This is a genomic window from Bradyrhizobium sp. USDA 3240 (assembly GCF_054063295.1).
This window is the reverse complement of the sequence record NZ_JBSSGD010000002.1, coordinates 5,221,865-5,247,320: the sequence shown is the minus strand read 5'-3', so window position 1 is coordinate 5,247,320 and position 25,456 is coordinate 5,221,865. Positions and strand designations below refer to the sequence as shown.

24 protein-coding genes, 1 tRNA gene and 1 pseudogene are annotated in these 25,456 nt (G+C 57.1%); 14 read left to right on the top strand and 12 right to left on the bottom strand.

Annotated elements, in window-relative coordinates:
* Window positions 1-12: 12 nt before the first annotated feature.
* A complete protein-coding gene (locus tag ACVIGA_RS25410; RefSeq protein WP_456668431.1) occupies window positions 13-1,125 on the bottom strand; it encodes a hypothetical protein in 1,113 nt (370 codons plus the stop codon).
* On the bottom strand, window positions 1,122-2,141 hold the full coding sequence (locus ACVIGA_RS25405) for a hypothetical protein (RefSeq protein ID WP_456668430.1): 1,020 nt from the start codon (window positions 2,139-2,141) through the stop codon (window positions 1,122-1,124). The genes ACVIGA_RS25410 and ACVIGA_RS25405 overlap by 4 nt, the downstream gene beginning before the upstream one ends.
* Before the next feature lie 1,225 nt (window positions 2,142-3,366).
* Here ACVIGA_RS25405 and ACVIGA_RS25400 point away from each other — a divergent pair.
* Entirely contained in the window at window positions 3,367-3,588 is a 222-nt protein-coding gene (locus tag ACVIGA_RS25400; RefSeq protein ID WP_456668429.1) for a hypothetical protein, read from the top strand.
* A 335-nt stretch (window positions 3,589-3,923) separates the two neighbouring features.
* Complete coding sequence (locus tag ACVIGA_RS25395) at window positions 3,924-4,187, top strand: hypothetical protein (RefSeq protein WP_456668428.1); 264 nt, start codon at window positions 3,924-3,926, stop codon at window positions 4,185-4,187.
* Between the two features lie 542 nt (window positions 4,188-4,729).
* On the opposite strand, the gene ACVIGA_RS25390 is transcribed toward ACVIGA_RS25395, so the two are convergent.
* Window positions 4,730-5,758, bottom strand: coding sequence for an IS110 family RNA-guided transposase (locus tag ACVIGA_RS25390; RefSeq protein WP_456667040.1), 1,029 nt, complete (start codon window positions 5,756-5,758; stop codon window positions 4,730-4,732).
* A gap of 185 nt (window positions 5,759-5,943) precedes the next feature.
* Between ACVIGA_RS25390 and ACVIGA_RS25385 the strand changes: the two genes are divergently transcribed.
* The 5 genes from ACVIGA_RS25385 to ACVIGA_RS25365 all read left to right on the top strand — a co-directional run bounded on the left by ACVIGA_RS25385 (window position 5,944) and on the right by ACVIGA_RS25365 (window position 11,030).
* Complete coding sequence (locus ACVIGA_RS25385; protein WP_456668427.1) at window positions 5,944-7,809, top strand: integrase catalytic domain-containing protein; 1,866 nt, start codon at window positions 5,944-5,946, stop codon at window positions 7,807-7,809.
* A 56-nt stretch (window positions 7,810-7,865) separates the two neighbouring features.
* Window positions 7,866-8,069: a DUF3606 domain-containing protein gene (locus ACVIGA_RS25380; protein WP_456668426.1), complete on the top strand. Its 204-nt coding sequence runs from the start codon at window positions 7,866-7,868 to the stop codon at window positions 8,067-8,069.
* Window positions 8,070-8,185: 116 nt separating this feature from the next.
* Complete coding sequence (locus ACVIGA_RS25375) at window positions 8,186-8,368, top strand: hypothetical protein (RefSeq protein ID WP_456668425.1); 183 nt, start codon at window positions 8,186-8,188, stop codon at window positions 8,366-8,368.
* A 1,316-nt stretch (window positions 8,369-9,684) separates the two neighbouring features.
* Entirely contained in the window at window positions 9,685-10,053 is a 369-nt protein-coding gene (locus tag ACVIGA_RS25370) for a hypothetical protein (protein ID WP_456668424.1), read from the top strand.
* Entirely contained in the window at window positions 9,999-11,030 is a 1,032-nt protein-coding gene (locus tag ACVIGA_RS25365; protein WP_456668423.1) for a hypothetical protein, read from the top strand. The genes ACVIGA_RS25370 and ACVIGA_RS25365 overlap by 55 nt, the downstream gene beginning before the upstream one ends.
* 7 nt (window positions 11,031-11,037) lie before the next feature.
* Here the strand turns inward: ACVIGA_RS25365 and ACVIGA_RS25360 are convergent, their stop codons facing one another.
* From ACVIGA_RS25360 to ACVIGA_RS25335, 6 genes are all read right to left on the bottom strand, one after another.
* The gene (locus ACVIGA_RS25360) at window positions 11,038-11,172 is read right to left on the bottom strand and encodes a hypothetical protein (protein ID WP_456668422.1); all 135 of its coding nucleotides are present in this window, start codon (window positions 11,170-11,172) and stop codon (window positions 11,038-11,040) included.
* 548 nt (window positions 11,173-11,720) lie between these two features.
* Entirely contained in the window at window positions 11,721-11,936 is a 216-nt protein-coding gene (locus tag ACVIGA_RS25355; protein WP_212447871.1) for a KTSC domain-containing protein, read from the bottom strand.
* Window positions 11,937-11,952: 16 nt separating this feature from the next.
* Window positions 11,953-13,728 carry an ATP-binding protein gene (locus tag ACVIGA_RS25350; RefSeq protein ID WP_456668421.1) on the bottom strand — a complete coding sequence of 592 codons (1,776 nt, stop codon included), beginning with the start codon at window positions 13,726-13,728 and terminating at the stop codon, window positions 11,953-11,955.
* On the bottom strand, window positions 13,725-14,978 hold the full coding sequence (locus ACVIGA_RS25345) for an SIR2 family NAD-dependent protein deacylase (RefSeq protein ID WP_456668420.1): 1,254 nt from the start codon (window positions 14,976-14,978) through the stop codon (window positions 13,725-13,727). The genes ACVIGA_RS25350 and ACVIGA_RS25345 overlap by 4 nt, the downstream gene beginning before the upstream one ends.
* A 23-nt stretch (window positions 14,979-15,001) precedes the next feature.
* Entirely contained in the window at window positions 15,002-16,309 is a 1,308-nt protein-coding gene (locus tag ACVIGA_RS25340) for a DUF2130 domain-containing protein (protein ID WP_456668419.1), read from the bottom strand.
* A 427-nt stretch (window positions 16,310-16,736) separates the two neighbouring features.
* Complete coding sequence (locus ACVIGA_RS25335; RefSeq protein WP_456668418.1) at window positions 16,737-16,922, bottom strand: hypothetical protein; 186 nt, start codon at window positions 16,920-16,922, stop codon at window positions 16,737-16,739.
* A 1,119-nt stretch (window positions 16,923-18,041) separates the two neighbouring features.
* Between ACVIGA_RS25335 and ACVIGA_RS25330 the strand changes: the two genes are divergently transcribed.
* From ACVIGA_RS25330 to ACVIGA_RS25300, 7 genes and pseudogenes are all read left to right on the top strand, one after another.
* Window positions 18,042-18,620: a hypothetical protein gene (locus tag ACVIGA_RS25330; protein ID WP_456668417.1), complete on the top strand. Its 579-nt coding sequence runs from the start codon at window positions 18,042-18,044 to the stop codon at window positions 18,618-18,620.
* 444 nt (window positions 18,621-19,064) lie between these two features.
* On the top strand, window positions 19,065-20,057 hold the full coding sequence (locus ACVIGA_RS25325; RefSeq protein ID WP_456668416.1) for a tyrosine-type recombinase/integrase: 993 nt from the start codon (window positions 19,065-19,067) through the stop codon (window positions 20,055-20,057).
* Window positions 19,997-20,419 (top strand): IS66-like element accessory protein TnpA, encoded by a 423-nt coding sequence (gene tnpA / locus ACVIGA_RS25320; RefSeq protein ID WP_176528769.1) that lies wholly within the window; start codon window positions 19,997-19,999, stop codon window positions 20,417-20,419. The genes ACVIGA_RS25325 and tnpA overlap by 61 nt, the downstream gene beginning before the upstream one ends.
* Entirely contained in the window at window positions 20,416-20,772 is a 357-nt protein-coding gene (tnpB, locus tag ACVIGA_RS25315; RefSeq protein ID WP_176528770.1) for an IS66 family insertion sequence element accessory protein TnpB, read from the top strand. Before tnpA ends, tnpB begins: the two co-directional genes overlap by 4 nt.
* 50 nt (window positions 20,773-20,822) lie before the next feature.
* Window positions 20,823-22,373 (top strand): IS66 family transposase, encoded by a 1,551-nt coding sequence (gene tnpC, locus ACVIGA_RS25310; protein ID WP_208067377.1) that lies wholly within the window; start codon window positions 20,823-20,825, stop codon window positions 22,371-22,373.
* A complete protein-coding gene (locus ACVIGA_RS25305) occupies window positions 22,370-23,014 on the top strand; it encodes a UPF0149 family protein (RefSeq protein WP_224943706.1) in 645 nt (214 codons plus the stop codon). The genes tnpC and ACVIGA_RS25305 overlap by 4 nt, the downstream gene beginning before the upstream one ends.
* A 35-nt stretch (window positions 23,015-23,049) precedes the next feature.
* Window positions 23,050-23,232: pseudogene (locus tag ACVIGA_RS25300) on the top strand (tyrosine-type recombinase/integrase); the annotation flags it as partial.
* Window positions 23,233-23,285: 53 nt separating this feature from the next.
* Here the strand turns inward: ACVIGA_RS25300 and ACVIGA_RS25295 are convergent.
* From ACVIGA_RS25295 to ACVIGA_RS25285, 3 genes are all read right to left on the bottom strand, one after another.
* Window positions 23,286-23,359: transfer RNA gene (locus tag ACVIGA_RS25295), tRNA-Gly, on the bottom strand.
* Between the two features lie 796 nt (window positions 23,360-24,155).
* Entirely contained in the window at window positions 24,156-24,425 is a 270-nt protein-coding gene (locus ACVIGA_RS25290) for a hypothetical protein (protein ID WP_456668415.1), read from the bottom strand.
* Window positions 24,426-25,157: 732 nt separating this feature from the next.
* Complete coding sequence (locus ACVIGA_RS25285; protein ID WP_456668414.1) at window positions 25,158-25,412, bottom strand: hypothetical protein; 255 nt, start codon at window positions 25,410-25,412, stop codon at window positions 25,158-25,160.
* Window positions 25,413-25,456: the final 44 nt, after the last annotated feature.

Sequence of the window (25,456 nt, the reverse complement as noted above, 5' to 3'; positions counted from 1 at the left end):
CTGGAATTAGCATCAAGCTAGGCAGCGACACGCAAAGCGCACCAGACCGAACGTTATTGCGCCGAACAACAAGATTGTGAACGCGCGAGTGAAAAGACGGATCAGCGCAAATGCGGGTGACCACGCGGTCAGTTCAAACCGAGACGAATCGGAGAACGACGCAATGGGCTCTCTCAAGAATCTATCCCATCGACCACCGCGAGCGAGGTTGCGGGAAAGTTCTCTCGCGGCAAACGCCGTAGAGTGGCCATACTTATCATCTCGGACATTGATGACGCATGGATCAATGAACCCACACCGGCCAGCGGGACCGGTGTCGGGTATAAAAAACTGAGCGAAGGGAACCGCCCCATCCTGTCCGCCGCATTGGCAGAGCACAGCCTCGATTCGACCATTGCGCAAGTACGGGGACCAATAAAAGTCCGGTCGAATAACGCTACCCACGGCAATAATACGTCCAAACTTGAGATCGGAGAACTCCGGCATCTCCAGCACCAACCGAAAGAGTTGGCTACCGAAACTGTGGATGACAATATCAGGCGGCTCCTCAATTTGGTTCTCCCGCGCATCGGCGACAGCCTTTCGAATACGTTCGCCGAGGCCTCGCGCCAACATCGCGTGCCGCCAACGAAACAGTACGCCGACGCGCACAAGTCCGTATTTGTAAATCAGCACTGGCGCGTGATACTTAAATCGATGCGCAATTCGCCAGCTGAAATCTTCCTGCCAAGGTCCGCGTGTATTGAACCCGTGGATCGCGATGAGCCAAGGAACACTGCGGCTGATCGCTTTTGAACTCCGGTAAACAAAGGTTTCAAGGGGATTTTCGCCGGTCTCGCGAAAGTCGCTGGCACAGTAAGGACAGTGATGGTTGGCGACAGCCTCCGCGTCGATGATTCTGTGGCAAATGGACTGGGGGCATCGCCAGGCTCGTATCCGCTCAACAAGATGCGCTTCAGTCGCAGCGTCTAGTAGACGGACTGATTCGGTTTCGATCCCGGATTCGGCTAAGGTGGCTTCAAAAATTCTCGGATCAATCTCAAGCGTTTGACCGGACCGTAGCAGCGCTATAAGGGCGTCGACCGCCTGTCTGCCGAAGTGCGCGCGAAGGTCATCTTCGGTCATGGTGCGTTATTGCTCCAGATTACCGATAATATCGTATAGACGTCATCTCGCTTGCATTGAACCCAGATCCGCAAGCGGCTTTCTAGCCCGTACCCCTCCATCTTGATAGTTCGGCTAAGTTGCCTGTATTTTTCCGTCGTAAAACTGAACATGCCGTCTGCTGTGGCAAAGCTTGCATCCTCAACACCGCGACGAACGTTGCGCACCGCCTCGACCGCATCAATTCCACCTTCGCTAAGGGTCGACACGAGTTCGACATGACCACCTTGCGTCAGCAGCCGGGCTGATTGCACCGTAGCGTCAGTCTTACGGCTGAGCCGCTTAAATGCAGAACCAAGTCGAATCTTGGTAAGCGGGCTCCGCGCGAGGCCGAGCTCTCCTAAATCCTGCCATACGCGACTTAGCGCTTGCGCATGCTCTTCGCCTTCATTCGGCAATTGGACCATCACCGCGCAATACGGATCGCCCGGACGCCATTCAAAGCGTACGAGGCTGCGGTCAAACCGCTCTCGATAAGCCCTGTATTCGAAAGTGTCTGCTCCCTCATCGCGGCGATAGTCCTTTGATTTCGCGCGCTCCCAGCCACCGCGGCTGCGATGCCAAGCGACTGAGAGATGATCTCCTGAAAACGCAATCGTACTCAGCGTCAGAGTGTCGGGAAATTCATAGCTAACTTTGCGGTCCAACATTCCCACATGCTTTGACGCTTCAAGGGCAGGACGAACTCTAGCTCGAGCGATCGACGGCGGTTCGAAGAGGTAGACGTGCTGATTGCCCCAACCCTCGATCTCGTCCAACCAAGCCTCGATCACTGCTTGCGTAAGTACACCTGCGTCAATCGCATCGGTCAGATTTTTGGCAAATTCCGCCTTGGTGTTGCCGATCGAGACGTTGTTTGACCGAAGAAGGTCTTTGATGAAGATATTTCCTTGCGCGAGAACGATCTGCGCCACCTTTTTCTTTAGCTGGCTCTTACCCAGCGAGGCACCATCCTGAGCGCGGCTTAACTTCTTCATGACCAAATCAACTGTGTGAGGAATGCATTGCAAGTAAGGCTGTCCGATGGAATTATAACACGCCCTGATTGTGCCGCCAAACAGTTGGCGAGGTTTATTGAAACCCTTATCTCACCAAGCAATTCCTGCTTCTAATTTTGGGCCCTTTGGCTACAGACAAATCCTCCCCATGATCGATCTTGATCGCGCGAGGGTAGTGGACTTTCCTTTGAGTGAAGTAAACCAACAAGGCGCCCCACACAAAAGCGGCTCCGGGCGAATCGCGTCACGTTGCCGTTCGCATCTTGCAAGCTTCTTCTTGGCAAAAGCACTTTCATGATGCTACTTTAGGCTGAGTAGTCGTCTCGGTCCGTATTTGTTTTAACAATTGAGGAAGCCGCCGCGATGGGATGGTCTCCGCCTACCAAGGTTATTGACGACATCTCAGGGGAGAACGTCCCTGATGCGCGTACCGCGTCTGGTTTTTCAATTTCAGCGCCAGACATCCTCTCTTTCAAATGGGAAGATTTGGTTCTTTGCGTCGGACGCACGCAGATGCTTAGCACTGCTCGATCAAGCCTGACGGCCGAAGAACGCTCTAAACTGGTGCGTGACGTAAGCATCGCAATATTGACCCATCTAGACATATTCATTGACACATCTTCGAAGAGACTTTCGTTCAGCTACGCGCTGGACGAGGTAGCCGACGAAGAGCGCACTTCTCTAGCGAGTAAAGCAGGCGCGGCCGTCGCCGACCTTTTAATGGAGAGATCTGGATATCGTTTCCGCGCGAATGCGCGCGAGTTAGACTTCAGCAAGACTGCAAAATCTGCATCCCGCAAAGTACCGGACTTTGTTTACGATGACGCAAAACACTCAAGCCAACCGCAGGCTATCGTTGTCGAGGCTAAAGGAAGCCTGTCCAAGTTCCTTGCCACAAAGGGACGTCTGATTGCGCGAGCAAAGAAAGCCTACGAAGAGCAAGTTAGCGCGTTCGTCGGCGGAACGGCGAGCGGGATCATTATAAGCGGCGGCTGCGCAGCCGCGTTTGGCGCGCCACCCGGACAAACCTTCTCGCGACTAGTCATTTGCTCGTCGGATGTCACCGTGGGTGACTCAAAATCTGCGCAAAGAACTCGTGAGTCAGCAGCTGGGGGGGGACCCTTGGCCGGTATCGCAAGATCTCTCTCTGCCGCGGCCAGCCCTATGCAGCCAATGCCTCAACCCCAAGTCCAACAGAGACGCCGTGAACAAATATGGCATCCCGATCCTGGAGGAGATGGCGGAGGAAGACATGGTCACGGTAGCGGGCACGGACGCGAACCAGGCCCCAACGGTAGGATTGCCTTTGCGAACTACGAAGCAATATTCCACCTTTGCGGTGCGACCGACGCAGCGCAAGCGATCCGCGGCAGTCTCGCTGGAGCTATCCCTCGAGAAGGCTCACCACAAGCTCAGTTATTTATGACGTCTACGACGGACGATCGATTTTTATTTAGCAGACACCCATATGCGCCTTGCTGGGCTCCTGGCTACTTTGCTGTCTACAGGCCTATGGCTGAGGCGGTACTCCGATCGCTCGCGATTAATCCCCTAGCTCCGCCCACTGTTGTTAGGCTCCCAGAGGTGCCGCCTGACCTTCCAGGTCGAGACGAGCTAATCTTCGTTCATGAAGATGGTCTTGCGTGGATAAACGATCTGAAAGGGCGCCTCGAACTCAGGAAGTGGAACTTATCCACTGGGGCCTGGTCGCCCAGTTAAACCGGCACGAGGCCATAGCACGCCATTCGCAAATGAGATGTTATGGAAGAATTCGGTCAATGGCTGACAAATGTCAGCTGGATGCTCGCTAGTTCTGCGTACCCTTCGATCCCGGACCAACGCATACAAGACCCGCATGACCACGACCGGGACAGCGAAGTATTATGCGTGCGCCTGTTACTCACTCAGTACTTTCCTGACAAAGGCCAGCTGTCCGTGACGCTTGATCAATCGCTGCTGGCAAGCATCGCAACAAATCACCCTCTGTTGTCCTACGCTGCGATCGGCGAAGACGAGTTCCAATAGCCAGGTCGAAAAACTCTTCCGCGCAGTGCGTCTTGGCCCGCTAAAATAGCCGACTAAGGAGTCACGAAAGCATCCACGGCTCGTTGCCAAAGTTGCCATCCTGCCGATTTGAGCGAGCTTCTGGCTCGACGCGGCCAACGCCTCGTGAGGCGGCAATCGCGCATGCTCAACTGCCCGATCGGCCATAAACTGTCATTCGGCCCTTTAATTGCGGTTTGTTGTCAAGCTTACATTTCTGAACTCGCCTCTCGGTGGTAGCGCTCGCGCCGTCGCAGCTGGTCAGGGTTGCGGAGACGGCGCGAGCGCGGCTGATAAGTACTTTGCCGGCCAGTATTTGATCGCCCGGACTGATGTCTTCGCTGGGGTCATGGTCCTTTCCGAGGTCGCGCAGCGCCTCATGATGATGTCCGGGTCGGACGCCTCAACGTTTGCAGCGGAGTACGGTCGAGCCGTCACCAGCCGAATGAACGAGGTCGCCTCAACACCGTCCCAGCGGGACATCGCCAGTCCGGCAGACCGGACCAGGAACTTGCGAGCAAATATCAGACTGGCTGCGGCTGCCCCCAGTCGAAGGAAGTGCCATCGACCCAGATGCAGTGAAGGATGACTGCGATCTTTCGGGCGATAGCGACCTTTGCTTTCCTCATGCCGATCCGCTTGGCGAGCTTCATGCCCCAGGCCTTGAGGGACGACCATTTCTTAGTCCGATAAAGAAGTACGGTAGCGGCCTCAAACAAGTAGGTTCGGAGGAGCCGGTCGCCCCATCGAGATATCTTGCCATTGATGTCAGTTTCGCCGGATTGGTTGCGCCGAGGTGTAAGGCCGAGGTAGGCACCGACTGTCAACGCCGATCGGAAGCGCGAGGGGTCATCGATCGTGTGGCGGAACGTTAGGGCCGTCACGACGCCGACACCTGGGACCGTCATCAGGCGACGCGTCGTCTCGTCCAGCTTTGCCAACCGGCGGACCTCGTTGTCGAACTTACCCTGTTGTTGACAGACATTCTCATGGATCGAGAGCAGCGGCGATATCACGCCGAAGAGTGGATGATTATTGCCCAATAGCTCGCTGACCTGGTTGCGGAACGGCTGGCCGATTGCGCGTGGGAACAGCAAGCCATATTCTTTGATCATACTCCGGACCTGGTTCTCGATGTCTCGGCGCATCGACACGAGCCGGGATCTCGCGACGAGTATCGCGCGGATCTTTTGACTTTCCTCGCTCTTGACCTTGACCTCCCGATACCAGCCAACCCGCACCAGTTCAGCAAGCCCCCGCGCATCATTCTGATCGCTCTTGTTCATGCGTACGGATAAAGCCGCGTGGGCATGCCGCGCGTCGATGCAAACCACCGGCAGATTGACCCTACGAAGTTCGTGCCATAGCCAGCTCGCCATCGCCCCAGTCTCAAATCCGATGCGCTCCGCTTGTGGCGCCCGCTTACGAAGCAATGCTGCGAGTGCCCCTGGATCGGACTTTGCCTTTCCTTCGAACAAGACCTGCCCCACTTCGTCGACCACACATACTGAAGTTTCCTTTTGCGAGACATCCAGCCCAACATATTGCTTCATGGCCCCTCCGATTCGTGAGATTGCGGGAAGGCCTGAAGATAGCGGACCTTCTTGAGCCGCGGGCGCCGACCGCAATTACGTCATCGTTTGCAATATTGCCCCCCGCATTGCCTCATCCAGAATGTTACTGGACAACTTCTCGCCGATGACTGGGGCGGCGTTACCGAATCAGGTCGGTGGCGCCAATGGCGAGCGGGATCAGCATGGGCGCAAGGCGCGAGGTGTTGGCCGCGGTGGCGAGGCGCTACCGTGCGGCTGGACGAGTGGAGAAGGGACGGATCCTTGACGAGTTGACAGCAACGACGGGTTGGCACCGCAAGCACGCGGTGCGAGCACTGTCGGTTGCCGGAAGGGACAGGCCCAGACCACCACTGGACGAAGGGGCAACGAGCCCAACCGAACCAGCGACAAGTCGGCGACGCAAATATGCCAGCGTGCGCGACGCGCTGATCGCGCTGTGGGAAGCCTCCGATCGCGTCTGCGGTAAGCGCCTCGTATCGATGATCCCAGTGCTGTTGCCCGCACTCGAGCGGCATGGCCGGCTGAAGCCAACGAGCGCAGAGCGTGCGCTGCTGACAACTCTGAGCGCGGCGACGATCGATCGGATGTTGATCGACGTTAAAATTGCGGCTGCTGGGGGGCGCCGGCGGCGAGTCGGATTCTACTCGGCGATTCGACGCGAGGTGCCGATCCGCACTTTCAATGACTGGGCAAACCCGCCGCCAGGCTTTTGCGAGATCGACATGGTCGCGCACGGTGGGACCAGCGTCGCCGGCTCGTTTATCCAGACTTTGACCATGGTGGACATCGCAACAGGATGGACGGAATGCCTGCCCCTGGTGACACGCGATGGCAGCCTCGTCGTGGAAGCGATGACGCGAGCACAGGGCCTGTTCCCGTGGGTGATCTGTGGCGCCGACTTCGATAACGACAGCGCGTTCATGAACGACGTCGTCGTTCCATGGTGCCGAGCACAGAAGATCGAGGTAACGCGGTCACGTGCCTACAAAAAGAACGATCAGGCTTTCGTGGAGCAGAAGAACGGTGCGGTGGTCCGGCGGCTCGTCGGATACGGGCGCTTCGACGGGGTCGAGACGGCCCGCGTGATGGCACGTCTCTACGCGGCGACGCGCCTGCTGGTGAACTTCTTCCAGCCGTCATTCAAGCTCAAAGAGAAGCGCCGCGAGGGTGCCAAGATCATCAAACGCTATCATCCGCCTGCCACACCATACGAACGCGCACTGGGGCACCCGAAACTCCCATCAGCGGTCAAGCGCCGTCTGCGCCAGACGTATCGGACTCTCGATCCCATACAATTGCTTGCCACGATCCGCACGGCGCAGGAAGAGCTCGGCGAACGGATCGGCAAGCGCGGTCTTGCGAAGGTTCCCACCGTATCGCCGGCTGATCCGCTCTCGTTTGCCCGATCGCTCGGCACGGCGGCAAAAACCGCCGAAGTGCGGGGCACGCACCGCCGGCCGAAACGGCGATACAAAAAGCGTATTCGCATGCCCTCGAAGCTCGACCCCCATCTCGCGATCATCGAGAACTGGCTCGCCGTCGAGCCACAGCTCACTGCACTGGCCATCGTGGGCAGGCTCGCCACGATCGATCCTTCGATGTTCAGCGACAAGCAGCATTCGATCGTTCAGCGCCTGCTTCGGTCCCTCCGGCGGAAGGTGGCGGAGACAGCCATCGTATCCATGCCCGTGGATGAAATACGGCCCGAGGCTCGAGACCGGTCTGGGGCAGCTCGTAGACCTTCATCCCGGGTAACATTACTTCCTGAGGCAATACGAGGGGTCAAATTTGCAAGCCGATTGACAATCGAGCCCTTCGGTCTCTCCATCTTGAGGCTGATCACACCCGTAGGAGTGTTCGCCTTTGCGAGCGATCGAAGCTGGCTGACTTCCTTATCGGTCCAAGGCCGACGCGAACGGCGTTTGTACTTAGGGTTGGCCTTTCGCGCGCCCTTTTTGCCGATTGGTGAACCCGGTCGTTTCCATGCTGCCTTTGCCATGTCGGCACCTCCTGCTCGGATGAACCCATGAATCGGCCCGCCAGTTCCTACTTAGGAACGGAGCCTTCGAGCCCGAGTTGTTTGAGAATGGACAGCCTTACGAAGAAAGATCAGTTCGAGCGGTCAAAGATCAATGTGCATGCGCCTGATCAAATGAAATGCTGGGCTCATGCGCTCGGTGTCTCAAAGGAAGAGCTTCGTAAGGCGGTCGATAAAGTCGGCAATTCTGCTGCGGCTGTCCGCAAGGAGCTGGAGGCGAGCCATGACGAGAGAGCAAGAAGTCAGCTCTGAGTGTGCACGCGAAGCACGAAGGCAGGCCGCTCTTCTTCCGCCCGGCCCGATCAAAGACGCACTGCTGGAGAAGGCTCACCAATACGAATTGGCCTCAAAGACTGATTTGCATCACAATGCCGAAGAACCGCCCCTGGGATCCCGCTGAAGACGGCACTCTGCAGAAGCTCATCGCTGAAGGCCGTTATGCCGTCGACATTGCCGTTGAAATGAACCGAAGCGAAGCCGCGGTGCGGCTCAGGGCCAAGGTTCTTGGTCTGACCTTTGCCGCCGCGCCGCGCGGCCGGAGGCCAAGATAACGCTGGGTCCGATCCCGTGGGATCGCCCCAGCCGATGCTGGGACGATCCGTACGCCGGCTACTTGGAGCTGGTCGAGCCACCCGATTTCATGCCGGTGCTGGACCCTGTCGTCTGACCAGGAGCATATCCAGATGCGCCGGGGCTACCACGCTTCGAGCCCTTTGCCTGCATTTCCTGTCCGGGCGCATAGCCTGAGGCGCCAGGGCTCCCCTTCTTGGAACCTCGGTCCTGCATCTCATGACCAGGAGATTTGTTAGAGACGCCTTGCGCGAACACGGCGGTGCTCGAAGCCATAAGGCAGGCGGCAGAAAGTGCGATAATTGTGCGCTTCATTTTGTCCTCCAGAGTTCACCCCAGCAACCAACTGCGCGATCCAAACGACGTTCCATGAATCTGCTCATCAGATTCCGATCGGCACTGGAAGGTTCTCGTAAGCGCCGAAGCGCGGCGTGGATGAACCGCAGGTGAACGCACCGTTCAGTGAGCATTGGAATGCGCGACTGATAGTCTGCTGGGTTATCGCTCAACAAGGGAGGAGTATCTCAAGATGAAAAAGCTATTGGCATCCGCAGTTATCGGTTGTGCTTTCTCGCTTATGCCAATGCTGTCGGCATCTGCCATGCCGATGGCACCGCCACAGACACTGGGTAACACTGACGATGGAGTGATCCAGGTCAGAGGTGGCCACGGACATGGACACGGGTGGGGCCATCACGGCGGTCGCGGTCATCACTACGGTTGGGGCCGCGGCCGTCACTATGGCTGGTACCGAGGCCATCACTACGGTTGGCGCCATCATCACCGTCACTGGTGGTGACGTCCCGATCGAAAAAAGAGGCCGCAGCAATCTGCGGCCTCCTTCATGTTTACGGCTTCGCTACGACCGCCGGCCATTGAGGCCGTATGTTGCATGGTGGCACAGGGCTGCATCGGCCCGGATTCGCCCATCGAATGTTATGGAATTTTGCCGACTGATAAGCCTTAGGACCAAGCCCTATCAGCCTGCCAACCGACTCCATTCTGATTTAGCTTGATCGGCAGAAGCTAGAGGCGCCGACAAGATTCGAATTTCGGCGACGATCTTGATCTCGGCGGTACCGCCATTATGTCCTTTCCAGAGAGCCTAAGCGTCGGCGGCGATCTCGATCTTAGCGGTACGGCCAACAGAACGATTCCACAAGAAGTCAAAGTTGGCGGCGAAGTCTACCGATTTGGAAGGACGGCCTGATGCGACAGCCCCCCGCACGAGCGTGGGGGTGTTCTTACTTTGGGTATTAGCCAATCAGATTCTATAAACGTTCGCGATCGGGATAGAATGAGCGTGCTGGCTCACAACCTGATCAAGAAAGTAATATCAGTGGCTGTTAAATTCTCCGAGGAAGAGGTCCACCAATACCTTGTGACGAAGGGTGGCTTGGAACACCTGGTGGATGATGCACCAGAACTTGAACGCCAAGTTCACCCGACTGAGCCGCTTGATACGCCCGATGACGAGGACGCGATCTCGTTTGAGCTTTGGCGGATCATTAAGGCGAGGGTGTTGACGAAGCTCCTGACGATGCACCGCACGATCCGGTATGGCGAGTTCATCGGCAGCAAAATTAAGCTGCCGGTCGATAACACGACCCAATGGAACTCGATATTCTTGGGCAGCATGAGGATGGCCTCTTCATACTGGAGTTGAAGGTCGAACGATCGGCCGAGCGCAATGCGTTCTCTGAATTGTTTGGCTACAGCAATTACATTGCGAGCATGTTCGCGCTGTCGGGGCACAAAGACATCGGCAACGTGCTGGTTGCGAACCTCGACAACAAGATCACCCGGCATGCCTTTCTCTATGATTTGATGATTAGCGACCGCAACATCATTGTTTACACTCCGCATTTTACGGACGACACGATTGAAGGCCTGCATCTCATGCTGCATGTGCCGACCGATGAGGATTTTCAACATTTTGCTAATCAACTGCTCGCACATGACGCAGTGTCCTGCGTCGTGTGCTCGTTTCAAGACCTGCCGGACTGGATCGACAGCAAGGAGGACGGGGGTAGCCTCAACGAGTATACAAAAGAGCACTTGACGGCGGTCAGCAACTACGCAGCCCAACTAATGGAAGCGGAGCACCTTCACGGCTTCTGTTATGTGCGGAAGCCTTGGGCGGAAATCCCGCGCTACTATCGAAACAGTTTGGTTATCTGCGCTCTCAATCCTTTCCGCGCGGCGGGTATCGAACGATCGAACGCGATCACTGAGCAACTTGCGCCCGAGCATCGTTCGGCTTTCTTCGAATTTCCAGAGTTTGGCTTCGACGGCCGACTGACCACGCTTGCCAAGCGCGTGATAAAGGATTGTTTGGAGCACGACACTAAATCGGAGCTTGAACTGCCGCTTTGGAGAGCAATGGTTGTATCCTTGCTCGAAGTGGTCACAACGCACAATTTTGCTTTTCGACCGACGGGGATGTTGCGTGAAGCGTATGTCAGCCAGCTCAACGCGCTCTATGCAAGGGAAGCGCGTAGCGGCTCCGCGGAGGACATCTCAATTCTCAAGATCAACGAGATAACGAACTGGCTGCGCGCCTGGCAATTCATGGAGATGTGCGGCTTTACCTATCCCAATGATCCGGATGAAAGCAACAACACGCCGGACCAGTCCGACTAGAGGCTTTTCAAGTCAGGCATCCCCTGGGGGCCTGCTCGCTCAAGGCTTTGAACTCATCGCCGATCTTGGTCCAGAAGGCCTTGTCACCTTCTTCGACCACAAAGACACCGTGTGGTCGCTGGGTCTTTTCGTTGCGTCTCATTCGGCGATCTCCCGTTTTGGTCTTGCCGGCTGCGCTAATCGCGGCCCGACGGGAATTCTCAAGGAACGGGGAGATAGCGGCGTTGCAACGGAGGGTCCCGCCGAGGGTTCCCTTCAGGGATACGGTTGGATGCCTTGCGCGGACGCGCCCCGGGCCCAGTTTCCCGGTCCTACTGGCCGTGCATTGGGCTTAGACGCGCCACGAGAGATGGGCTTGCAGCAACGAAGGGGCTGAAGCGCCAACTGCCAGGGTAGGTGTGCGCATCGCTGGTGATCACCATCTGCAGCGGGAACTATGCAGAGGCAAGAGGGTTAGCCGAGCATGAAGCCGATCTTAAAGCTGAATAGGCTTGCGCCAGCCATGACTCCAGGATCACGCGAAGCAGCGGCGTGCGGATGCACCTGCCTTCCATCGATTATGCAATCTGAAACACCGTGGAACGGGACCGGCACCGCGTACCAGGTTAATTGGGCGTGTCCGATCCACGGGATAGAGGCGCTTTTTGCCGAGCCAGAGACTTGCGTTGCTGGTGAAAGTAATCGGTAGCGCTAGCCCACGCGGGAATAAGCGTACCCAGACTTCTTGACCAGTTCGTTGAGGTATCCGCCCTTAGATGACGCGTTGAGCAGACCCTCATACACTTCGCGCGGTACACCAAAATAGTGGTACTCTGTACCGTTCAGAAATTGGACCCCAAGGGTGTTTGTTGCGTCATCAAATCCTATGGCTGCGATATTGGACGAAGAAACCGGTTGATATTCCATAGCGCTTCTCTCCCTTCTATGTTGATCTCTGCCGACGCCAGTTTGTTACAGCAGAGACAAAGTCTGGCGACTTGGCCGCCTTATCACTCCAAAGCTTGGTGATCTCTGGATCACCACTGTTCGGCCTTGGTTCGATAAGCTGAATCCTCACTCGACTCGGAATCTGCATAGCCTCGCCTGTAATGATGGCCTCGCCAGTTCTCAGCGCGGGCAACAGCTCCACTAGGCCAGCCAACTCATCTGGAACCGCACTCTTCACCCGTCCTTGATCTTGCCCGTTCGTCAGGCGGAGAGCGACAAACGTCCCGCATTGGGAGAGGATAGTTTCGTCGAGTTCGGACGGACGCTGGCTGACCAGTAGCGCACCTAAACCGTACTTTCGTCCCTCCTTCAGAATGCGTTGGACCGACCGCCTCGCATATCCCTGAATAAAGAAACCTTCGCCGCTCGGAAGGTAGCGATGAGCTTCTTCAAACACTAAAAGTACCGGACGCTGCTTGCCAAGATCTGGAATGTCGCGGCCCCAGAACATTACTTCGAACAGAACGCGTGACAGTAACCCGACCACTAAGTCGATTACCTCTGGAGGAACGCCCGCCAAGTCGAAGACCGTAATCGGTTGATCGTGGTTGATCCACGAATCGACCAACTGGCCGAGGTCCTTCTTCAGGCCATCGTAGTCGCCTGGATTGAGAAGGAAGTCATAGCGGCGATCTTTAAGCCGCTGCAAAATCTTATTAGTATATGACGCCATAACCGGCGGAGGCTGCGGCTTGTGCGGCGGCGTCGAGCCAGCACCCGGGGGCTTGAAGCGTGCCGAAGAAAGAGTCGCAGGATCTCCTTCAGCAATTAGCTCCTCCAGCGTTCGCCCCATGTCACCAAAGGTGACGCGCTCTAAGCGATCGAAGTGATACCAAAGCTTCCGTACATCAAAGGGCAGGGGCGAATCCGCCGTGATTTCGTCAACGCTCAACGCAGTCTGAGACTTACCGACCTTTGCCTGCGTCGCGGCCTGCTGACGCATCTCAAAGACCTTGTCGCGAAGCGCTCCGTCTTGAACCGATTCTGATGCTGATCGGCGGTCTACGAGGAACCAACCCAGTTCGTCAAAAGACAAACACCAATATGGCAAAGTAAACGGATAGCTCTTACTGCCTATGCTAAAGACGCGACTTTTTCCTTGGAATGCAGCACCATACTCGCCATGCGGATCGATAACTATGACCTGCGCCTTGGGAAGATCGCCATTCGTAATTGCTTTCAAGATCGCTGCAACGGTATTGGACTTGCCACTGCCAGTTGACCCAAGAATGGCTCCATGGCGCGTGACCAACTTGTCCAGTTCGAGCGTCGCGGCCAGACTTTCAGAAGCTGAGTGGCTACCGATACAAACCGAGGATGAACCTGACGGCGCGTAGATTTTCGCAAGATCGTCTTCGGTAACGACATGGACTTCGTCATCCACCGTCGGATAGATGCTAAGGCCGCGCTGGAAGGCCGAGCCGCGATAAGCTTCGCCGATAAGTTTGATCTCTAGAGTGCATTCCGCGCTCGTGGAGAGTGATCCCAAGGTGGCATCTCCGCGAACTTCAGCCGCGCCAACCATGGATACAATCCCGTAGACATTTAGGAAGCCGAGCGGGATTCTCACAAAGCTGCCAATTTGCCCAACGCGATATACGCGACCATTTACAATAGGGCTGGTCGATGGCAGATCGGAAGATAGCGTAGCGTAGACGGTAGCTCCAACTACACGACGGACATTCCCGAGATAGGTCGCCTCGTCTTTCATGGGGCGGCCCCGGCCGTGGCAACAACCGTGGGAGTAACACTTGGTCCAAGACCACCCGCTGAAGTGGGTGCAAGTACCAATTGCCGGGCGCCGATGAACTCACGAAGAAACCTAGGAAGGTTCGCAAAATTCCCGAGCGTGAATTCACTCTTGGCTTCGTCCCAGAATGGCCAGCCAGTCATGCTCGCAGGCGGTTTTGCTGGCGTCGACCACGAGCCCAATACTCCGCCTACGAGGGCCTTGTCCGGCCCGTAAACGGTTAGATTCCGAATGCCCTGGGCTGGCTTTATGAGGTTCTCTTCCACGCTAGGCGAGGCGAGCGCATCAAAGGACAACACGGTTACCGAGAATCTGTTGTTGCTCCGCAAATTACCAAAGATGACGTCATTAATGTGCTGATCCCCGAAGGAGTAACCAGCAATCAGCAAGAGGCATTCGCCGGATGCGGTCAACCGCCGCAACCGATCTTGCAAGGCGACGAATGGAAGTCTCCGAGAATCCGAGTATTTTTCCCGCGATGGAAAGATCATGAGATCATCTCCAGCAGCGGGCGGCACGAGTGGAAGACGAAGTATCTTCTTTGTCTTCGTGATGGCCTCTTCAGAAGACCGCCATCCGATCGAGCCATGTATCTTCCATAATCGCGTCCACGATCTCGGAATGTTCAGCTGATTGTCGTTGTCGTCCTTATAGTCGACAGCCGCGTCCGAAAAGTAAGGGTGAACGGTCCCCACAAAACCGTCGAAATAAGGGACCATAGCGATTTCGAGGCCACGCTCGACCAACAGGTCGTAGTTTGTGGTGAAAATCTCAACTGACTTGGCACGATTGACCGAGCTGATCCAGGCGGCGAATTCAGCATGAAGCTGATAGCCGTTAGGAGGATCAACCCTAACGCGATTGTAAATAGCGGCACAAATAGCTCGGTCAAGGCTTACAGCCTCATCGCCCTTTACTCCGTCGGCTTCGGCCGTCTTGCTGTTACCGATCATCTCCCGGCACAATCGAACTCTGTTCAATACGTGCTCGACGTGCGCACCAGCTCCGGCCTGTGCAAGGATACGGTCGTAATGCGTACGATCAGCTCCCTTAAGGTCGCTGGCAACGTTCTTCGTAAGTTGAAAAACGCCATCGATCCCGACTGCTTGAGAGGTTCCCGCTCCGAAGAACACCAGCAGCCTGCGGCGATCAGATCCCAGCTGCTCGCGAAGCTCTTCGGCCTCACGAACAGGATCAAAAGTGGTCGTCATTCCTCAACCCTTCAATTGTTAGCTCAATCTTCTCTTCTCAAATTTGATAAATCATCATCTCGCTCCGCATCTTGGGGAGCCTCAATCAGCAAAACATCCAATCCATCTATCTCTTGAAGGGACTTGCCGGCGATCCCTTGAAGATCGCCATACATGCCGACCGTTGATTCTATTACGCCCCGGATCTGGGCTTCACGCTTCGCCCAAAGGCGGACTGTCGTTTTGCGCTCTCGCTCCAGATCCGACTGCATGTCTGAGAATTTCTCCACGATGGCTTCAATTCGATGCCTGAAGCGCGGACCGGTGAGGTACTGGTAAGTGAGTTCCATCTTCGTTTGCTGACCCTCGCCAGCCTGGCGCGCCATCGCGAGGCTAACCAGCGACTGCCTCAAGGCAATTGCGACCGGAATTGCGCATCGAAAATCGGAAACCCAAACACCTTCCACAAAATCAAACGTCTCTACCCCTCGCGGAAGCGCATTAGAAACAATCAGCGCCAACTCGGCTTTCGCGGCGCGCTGGTCATCTCGGAGCTTGGAAAGCCACGTATCGGTCCAGTTCTTAGTGCGCTTGGATTCCCAAAGTATGGTCCCACATTGCTGGCCGCCTGGGCTCACGACGCGATGCAACACGTCGCCACCGTATTCGCCCTTGGGGACTGGCTCGATCAGATCCTGTGGAAATTTTGAACGGAGAAGCGCTTCCAACTCGAGCTCCTGAGCTTCGCCCTGAAGCTGTTGCGATCCCTGCTCGGCTTTGCGTTTCAGCTCTTCGATCTGACGCTGCATGGAAGAGATTTGCTCCTCCTTCTCCAAGACTCTCAGCTTCAGCCCCTCCTCGGCCTCCAGTTTAGCCTTGTCGCGCACGGCATGGAGCGATTCTTGGACCTTCTTCTCCACGGTGAGTTGGACTTCGCGCATGGCATCATCGAGTTCGCGCTGTTTGCGAATAAGATCGGCCTGGGCCTGCTGCGCTTCGGTAAGCTTGGCTTCTCTATCCTTTAGGACCTGCTGCAGATCAGCCAATTCCCTAGATTTCTGCTCAATGTCAGCGGCTACCAAGAGCTTTGCCTTCTTGGCCTCTTCCGCGACAACCCTCTCCCGTTCAGCATTTAGCTTAGCGAAGACCTGCTCATCGATAGCCTCTTTCTCTCGCTGCAGGGCCTCACGCTGCTCTCTTATCGTCTCTTCACGCTTCGCAACCTCGGCGTCCTTCTGCGCCATGCGCTGCTCGTACTGCCGACGGGTCGCAGCGATCAAAGGAGCCGCCAAAGACTCGTTGAGTTTGAATTCGGTCCTACAGTTCGGGCAGGTAATAGTCGGCTCGCTCATTCTTGGCAGCTCGAATTGAATTTCGTTTTGGGCTCTCATGGCGTTCCAACGTATACGTGAACGCTGCTCGGCAGCTAAAGGGCCGAGTCAGTTGTTAAGACCTGCAACCAGTCGGATTCATGCAGATGGGCCGCTCAACGTATACGAGCAGCCACAATCCCCGCAACAGACGTCGCTTAGGTTTTAGGCATTTTCCACTTGAAAGAGCTGCCGATCACGACGACGGGGAACGCTCATCGAAGCAAAGGTACAATGACGCCTACGCGTAAGAAGGCGAAGCCTTCAGCCGAAGTTCTAAGATCATCAAAAGCGCCTACACGCAAAAGGCGAGCCGCTACCGGCTCGTAATAAAAGGAGCCCCTTCGGGTTCTTAAGTGCGGGCCCAGCTTGGCCCGCTAAAACTCAGCATCCCTAGTCTCTAAGGCTTCTATAGCAGAGGGATTGATAGAATTCCCGGTTCGCTTGAGAGTACGGGCTTCACCTGGCGTGTGGGTTTCGGGCGACGGACGTTGATAGCTGCAGCATCGAGGGTGTTCTTGATGTGGGCCGCGTAGAACTTCTCGATCATCTCCACGCTGGTGCTGCAGTTCTTGGCGATCTGATAGATATCCACGCCCTCCATAAGCCTCATACAGATATAGGTATGACGCAGGCTATACGCGGTACCAGGCTTGCCGTCCCGTCTAGCTTGAGGTTGCTCCGGTCGAGCAACCGATTGAACAACTTGATGTGGTTGCCCGGAAAGACCGGATCGGTCGGCTGCGGATACTGGGGAGGCAATGCATTTCTTCCTCGCGCGAGCCTTCCCCTGCGGTACGCACTTCGGTCGACTGAATAGCCGCTCACAGCGCAACACGGCGCTTGGCGTGCTCTTGCAATATCCGACGCCACGGTTGCCGCGTACCTCCATCTCAAGGATTCTATTACCCTTACGCCTCTCCTCCACGATCGTGATATCGCGTAGCTGAAGGTTCTTGGCTTCATTAGGCCGGAGGCCGTCGACATTACAACGGTGATGCGGCGGCTTGCCTTCGCAGGCTCGCGGGTCATCGTGTATCAGTGCCTAGGCGCACCGCCTCCGTCGGAATGCAAAGACTAATCGAACCCGCGAATTCCGAAATCGATTGGCATGGAATTGGATGTCCTTCGCTCTCATCCGTTAAGCGAGAGAGATTCAAAACCGGCCGCCCATGAGGGCCTGGTTTTTCGCCGAAATGCCGTACTGTACCGATTCCCGACGTTCTAGGATTCGGAGAAAAACGCGTTCTCCAGCCCCATTCGACGCTCGTTTTTAGTACGGCCGGCATTCTCCAGGGCAAAAAAATTCACGAAAACGGCCGAGTTTTCGAGCCTGTCTCCGTTTCGAGGTACGAAATTTCGGGGCAAAGTGGCGGAGCAAGGAAGATTCGAACCGTTGGTACTAGACGGCTTAGAAATTTCACGGGTGCGCCGACCTCACCCGGACGAGACTTTAGTCCTAGCCGTCATTAATTACCTCTCCTTTGACGCGATTGCGTCAAAGTCATTGACGGGCAAGCGTCAATGTGTTTGTCTAAAGCTTATGGAAGGAGCCGAGTCGGCAATCGTTTGGTACGGCAACAGTCGCTTCAATGCGGCTGATATGCAGCGCGCAACAGGCCTCTCAGAGCGGTCGCAGCGCGAGCTTCTTAAGCTCGGTATTCTGCAGGCTGTCCCACAATCGCGGACTGCCACGCGCCTTTTCGACAGTCGCATGCTGAAGCGCGCGGCCCTCATCTACCCAATGCACGAGCATGGTGGCCTCAATCTCCAGGTTTCGGGGAAGCTAATCTATGCAAACACCCTGCTGGAATCTCTCCTGTATGACTCCATTGATCCTTGGCACGCACACCAGCGCATGGTCGACAAGGCGCCTCATGGCGAACGAGAATGGAACTGGTTTTCAACGACTGAGGATCCCGGTAAGGAGCCGGGCGATTTCTACGTCTCATTGATCAACCGACATTTTATCGCTTCGGGCTTTGCTGCGAGCCAGCAGGTTTACGGTCATCTTACCGACGACGGCAGCGACATCATTGTCTTTCGAGGTGCCGTTTGGGACGAACTGATTGATCGTTCTGGAACCGTACCAGATTGGGCGGCTGGCGAGTTTCATCCAAAATCCGCACTTGCCGGCAAATCGCGCATATTCAAGTCAAGGACCGCCAGCGAATTTGAGAGAGACGCCATAAAGCGCGTTGTCGATAGTCCAACTTCGATATTTTCAGTCAACGCCAGTCTCACGTTGCGCGTAGCACTGCGCAAGCTTCTAAAGATCAATGGCGCATCATGACTTTCGACCTTCGCATACTCAAGAATGGGCACGGAACGATGACGCGCCAGCACATCGTTCATCCAACCCTCGTGCCGTCGCGCTTGCTGACTGCAAACCGAAAAGCTGACGGGTCGCGGTCCAAGGCAAGCAACGGACCCGCTGATTGTGCGTCAGGACGTGCATCAGCTGGCGCTCCAGCCGCGCTCGAGAGCGGTCGCGGCTTCGCGCCTCCATTGAAGTATAGGCAAGAGGGGCTCTGATCGATGCCTCGCCGTGGCCCCTGCACCTTCAAGCAACAAGACGTCACTCGCTTGCTGCGGGCGACGATTGCGGCTGGTGTGGGTGTTCACCGAGTCGAAATCGACAAAAATGGCCGGATCGTTCTCGTTACTAATTCTTCAACCTCGCCTCGCGAGGAAGTGGATGAGCTTGATCGAGAGTTGGCTGAGTTCGAGGCGAAGCATGGCGAGAATTGAGCTCAAGGGAATTGCGAAGGTTATGGCAAAGGGGCGTACCTATTGGTACGCTTGGCGCGGTGGACCGCGACTGAAGGGCGAGCCTGGTACTCCCCAGTTTATCGCGTCCTATAACGAAGCTGTTCAGGACCATCGCGCGCCCGATAAGAGCCGCTTTCGGTTTGTTGTTAGCGATTACAAGCGAAGCAACGATTATAGGAAGCTCGCACAATCCACGCGAGACCAGTGGGGCACCTGGCTTGATCGCATAGCCGAATACTTCGGCGAACTGCGGATCTCACAGTTCGATAGGCCTGAAAAGATCAGGCCGGTAATTCGCCGCTGGCGTAACAAATGGGCCGATACGCCACGAACGGCCGACTACGGCATGCAGGTGCTTTCCCGTGTCGCTGCACATGCCGTACAAACGGGCAAGATTGCCGGCAATCCGTGCGAAGGCGTTGAACACCTCTATAAGAACGATCGATCAGAAATCATCTGGACTGATGCGGAAATCGCTCGCTTGAAAATTACGTGTTCGAACGAAATCGCGACTGCCGTTGATCTAGCCGGCCACACGGGTTTGCGCTTGAGTGATCTTTTGCGCCTGTCTTGGTCACATATCAGCGACGATGCCATTATTCTGACCACAGGCAAAAGCCGCCACCGTCGCGAAGCGATCATTCCTCTTTACGGCGCGCTCCGAGAAATCCTTGCTCGGATTCCAAAGCGATCAACAACAATTTTGACCAACAGCCGACGCCGGCCCTGGACGGCCGATGGTTTCGGGAGCTCGTTTAACAAAGCGAAGATCGACGCCGGGATGTCGCAACAAGATCTGCACTTCAACGATAGCGGTACGACAACCCCACCTCGTTTAAGTGGACGGGATGAGCGAGACTCGCGCGTGGATTTGACAACGCGAGGGACGCTCGTTCCATGCATCAAGACAGACATCAAGACAGGCATGATGCCGCCTCCTATCAACGGATCGAGGTGATCACAGGGGAAAGGCGACGGCGCAGTTGGAGCGATGCGGAGAAGGCGCGGATCGTGGCCGAGAGCGCCGATCCGGAGACGAGCATTTCCGAGGTGGCTCGACGCAACGGGGTGAACCGGGGACTGCTCAGTGTGTGGCGGCGCCAGGCGCGGCTCGCGTCGAGCGAAGCGCCGCAGTTCGTGCAAGTCAGGCTCGACGCCGCCGTCGAGGCGCAGCCGAACGCGATCGATAAGGCGCATGTTCTGACGGGGCCGGCCGAGCGGATCGAGGTGATGATCGCGGGCGCGACGGTGCGCGTGCCTGTCCGCGTCGACACTGCGACGCTGGAGCGCGTGCTGGCGGCGGTGAGATCGACGCGATGATCTCTTTCGGTCCAATGGTCCGTGTGTTCGTCGCGACGCAGCCGATTGACTTTCGTAAAGGCGTTCATGGCCTTGTCGCGCTGGTAGCGGAGGGATTGGGCGGCAAGCCCTACAGCGGTGACGTTTATGTCTTCCGATCGAAGCGATCGGATCGTTTGAAGTTACTGGTTTTTGACGGCTCGGGAATGGTTCTAGCGACGAAGTGGCTGGAGAATGGGGGCTTCGCCTGGCCACCTGTTCACGAGGGTACGATGCCGGTAACGGGGGCGCAACTGGCGATGCTGATTGAAGGTCTTGCGGAGTGGTCGCGTGTGGTCCCCAAGGTGACGAAGCGGCCGACGAAGGTTGCCTGAAGCGTCTTGTTTTGCTGGCGATTGTGAGTGTGTTCGTGTAGCTCTGCGATATGGCGCTTCGCCCCGAAGATCTCCCCTGTGACCCTGCAGCTCTTGCCGAGATGGTGTTGGCTTTCGAAGGCGAGAACGATGATCTGCGCGCAGAGATCGCCACGTTGAAGAGCCTGATCTTCGGCGCACGATCGGAGCGCTCGGCGATCGTCTGCGCCGAACAGATCGCGTTTGATCTGGAACCGACCGCCGGCTCACAGCTCCCGGCCAATGACGACAAACCGGACGCGCCGAGACCGAAGCGGCGCAAAGCGAGGCGCAACATCGGCGCACTGCCGGCGCATCTGCCCCGGATCGAGCGGGTGATCGAGCCGGCGTCCACGCGGTGCCCGTGCTGCACGGGTCAGATGCATCGGATCGGCGAGGAGAGCAGCGAAGCGCTCGATCGGGTTCCCGCGTGGCTGCGTGTGCTCCGCACGATCCGTCCAAAATACGCCTGCCGCTCCTGTGAGGGCGCGATTGTCCAGGCCCCGGCACCGGCGCGGCTCGTCGAGGGCGGCATGGCGACGACGGCGCTGATCGCGCATATCGCCGCGGCCAAATATGCCTGGCAATCGACGCTCTACCGCCAGACGCAGATCCTGGCGGGTCAGGGTGTCGTCGTCGACCGTCAGACGCTGGCGCGCTGGATGGGGAGCGCGGCGTGGCTGGTCAGGGGCCTCTACGATCTGCAACTGAAGACTATGCACGGCTTCGAGCGGCTGTTCTGCGACGAGACGCCGATGCCAGTGCTCGATCCGGGACGCGGCCGCACGAGGATCTGCCAGTTCTGGGCGCACGCGACGGACGATCGGGCGTGGAAGGGGCCGGCGCCGCCGGCGGTCGCCTACGTGTTCGCAGGTGGTCGCGGCAAGAAGGAGATCGTGGCGCAGTTGGCCGGCTTCGAAGGCGTGCTGCAAGTCGACGGCTATGCCGCCTACGCCTCGCTGGCGGGCGATGCGAAGATGTCGGGCCAGATCCAGCTGGCGTATTGTCTCGTTCACGCGCGCCGCAACTTCGTGAGGGTGCACAAGACGACGAACTCACCCTTCGCCGCGGAGGTCATCGAGCGCATTGCGGCCGTCTACGCGATCGAGGAGAGGATCCGCGGTCTCGACGCCGGGGAACGCCGCGCGACGCGACAGGCCGAGACGAAGCCGCTGATGGAAGCGTTGAGGATCCGTCTGATCGCGGTGAAGGACGGGATCTCCCGCCGCTCGACGCTCATCAAGGCGATCGACTACATGCTCGAACGCTGGCAGGGCCTGACGGCGTTCCTGGATGACGGGCGGCTCGAGCCGGACACCAACACGGTCGAGCGATCGATCAGGCCCATTGCGATCGGAAAAAAGAACTCGTTGTTCAGTGGTGACGAAGGCGGGGGCGAGACTTGGGCGATACTCGCTTCGCTTCTTAACACAGCGAAATTGAATGGTCTCGACCCCGAGGCGTATCTCATCGACGTTCTCGATCGCATGGTGAGCGGCGCCACGAAGACCAACCAGCTGCACGAACTTCTGGCCTGGAACTGGAAGGCCGCACGCGAAGCCGAAAAGCGGGCCGTGGCATGACGAAGCCGAAGCAACGGCGAGGAAAACGGGCCAAGACGACGATGGCGGACTATGCCATGTCGTTCGAACGGCTCGGGCAATGGATCAGCGAGCGCGCCAGGTCGCCGACGCTTCGGCATCCGCGGGCGACGTCGCTCTCCATGCTCGACGGCGCGGTGGCCGCGGTCGTTGCCGGGCCGGTCTCGATGGCGTCCGAGGAATGGGTGTGCCCGCTCCTCGGCGTAGATCCCGACGCCTTCAATCACGACACCGAGGAGTTCTCGGCGATCGCCGCCACGCTGATGCGCCACAACGCAATCAGCGAGACGCTGTCGACGGGACCGGAGAGCTTCGAGCCGCTGTTCGTGCGATCACCGGACGGCGAAGTCGACCCGCAGCCCTGGTGCATGGGCTTCTACGCCGTCATGAAGCTTCGGCTTCTCGTCTGGTCGCGGCTTCTCTCCCCGAACGGAACCGAACACCTTATGCTGCGGCCGATCTTGGTCCATTGCATCGACGACGCCGGTCGGCCCTTGCTACCCCCGGCCCGGCACACGCTGGGAACGCTGCCCGTCGCTCAAAACGTCCGGCGCGACATTCCCGTAGCCGTTGAGGCCCTGCGGCAGTTCTGGATGCCTATACGCTTCAAGCGCGGTGCGTAGGCCGTCCGCGCCAAGTCGTGGCCCTCTCGCACCGTTTACACTTCAACGACCTCCGAGGAACAGCTGCGACTAAATTCTACATCGCCGGCTTCACCATGCGCGAGATCGCAGAGACGCTTGCTTGGGAAGAGGAGTCAGTCGAGAAAATCATCCGCCGCTACGTCGGTCGTACCGCGGCGATTAAGGCGAGAATCAAGAAGCTGGAAGCCAAAGAATGAACAAAACTTGCAAAACCACCGACAAAACCGTCCTACGAACTTCAGCTAAGTGTTGGAGCGGGCGAAGGGAATCGAACCCTCGTATGCAGCTTGGGAAGCTGCCGTTCTACCATTGAACTACGCCCGCAACCGATTGATTTGCTTTACTTTTTTTGATCGCACCCGCTCAGCGTGGCACGCTTTTGGCACGGCCCACCCTGGTACGTTAGTCCGTGCGCTCCGACACTTAGATCAAACCGCATGGGATTTTGCAATCTTGAGCATGCGAAACGACAAGTCAAAAAGCGTCGAGCGCGTCACGAGCCATGCCGCGATATCGGACTGGTTCAAGGGATCATCATTCCGATCCGTCGTGACCGTGACGCCTTTCGCTCCTTCATCTTAGGCGTCGCTCGGACACCAGCTGCTCCTATCGCAAAGCCAACGTAGTTTTGCTCTGTAAAAGAATTGACGATCTCGCCGGCCCAATCACCGTCGAGGAACGTCGGAAAAATGAAGGCTAGCCCGAGAGTGGTTGGCACCGCAGGAAGACGACAAAGGCGCAGGCGAAACCGCAGTACTAAGCCATTCCTCTTTGTCGAAGCGGCCAGTCTGGACTAATCCGTAGCATACCGGGAACCTCTTCCACAGGAGCCGGGAGTTGCGCTAGGCTCACAACCTCGTGGGAGGGGGAAGGAGAGCAACGACGCGAGAGCTGAGCAGTAAGAGTTGACCGTCCCGGTCGTCCGAAACGTTAGTCCTCGGTGATCAGTGACGCAGATCTGCCGCGCACGCTGCGCTCACCACTTATTGTCTATCCATTCCACTCATCTCTCGCCCACCCCGAGGACGGCCACTCTCTTCCTTTAAGTTCGCCACGGGTGCGGGCCGCTGCAAGCTGAAGGACCAGAACCAAGAAACCACATGTCCAAGGCTAGCCACATTTACTCTTGATCCGGGGCGTCAGCGCACCACCCTAGGCCGACAGATATCAAGTTACCGTACCTAGGCAGCCTGGCGAGCTTGTCGAGGATGTACTGCGGCGCCCCTTCTTTGATCTCGACGCCGTAGTCGAAGACCAGCCCATCATCGTTGGCGATGTCGTGTATGCTATACTCAACCTCATCTAGCTCATCAGGCGTGAGGCCGAGTGCCGCGGCAATCGCCTCGGCTTCCTCACGGTCATACCGATCTTCAAGCTTTCTGCTGCTCATTGGGCACCAGTCCTCCCATCGACACAGCATAGGACGCTGGTCTGATAGGCGCTTGATAAACTCGAAGCCCGGCCACGCAAGGTAGGCGGATGTGTATGGCGTCTGTGCTCGTGATCGCGAACTCGTCGGGTCTCCGCGCTCGCGAATGGGCTCTCGAAGCGCGACAAGCTTTTGGGAATCGCCAGAGCGAATTGCGACCTCGAAAGCGGTATGAATTTGAGCTTGTCCATTGCACGCTTCTTTTGCGAAATCGTGAGAGCTAGCCTATGAAGAGAACTTCTGTTTCGGAGGCGGTCTAGGCGGCGGTCTAGTCGCTACAAGCTCCGCAATCGCGGCAAGTATGGCGCCCGGTTTCGAGTTTCCCCTCAGGCCGTTGTCTGAGCGCCGCTATGGCGTTCTCGAAAGCCTCTTGATGGGTCACGAGATGATCTCCACAGCGCGCCGCTAGCCCGATGTCACAGAAAGGCGCGCGGACGGCGGGGGAGCCGCACGCGCGCGAGTTTGTGGTACGAAGGACGGCTTGGCTGTTTTCATGAGGGTCACAAAATAGCAGCCAAGCCACGTAAGTCTCAGCAACCAGCGTGCCAAATAGTCGTAATGCAGCTCCGCTTAAAGAGAGGCAAAACGCCACTTTCAGCCAAGGCTCGAATAACTACTCGCACTTCGATGGCGGCTTCCGGACATAAATGTCATCAACCGGACGCGGCAGAACGAGATCGGACGTGCAAGCGCTTAGTGACGCCGGGGGTGCGAGATGATTGGATCGATCTCGTCATCGTGTATAACGATCAGCTTACCGGGTTCCACGCCGAGCCTTTGCAACTGCTCCTCTTCGAGAGGGCAGTTTAGCATTGCGGCCTTGGCGTCGCAGTCTTTCAGGGTCAGCTTCACGGCTTCCGCCGGGTCGGTGACCGCAACCGCGTAAGTTATGTGCCTGAATTCTTCGTCGTCGTCGCTGTCTTCCTTGAAGATGGCGACCGTCACCATCCAACCATCCATCTTGCTGCACCTCGGGAGGAGCCCTCACCAGT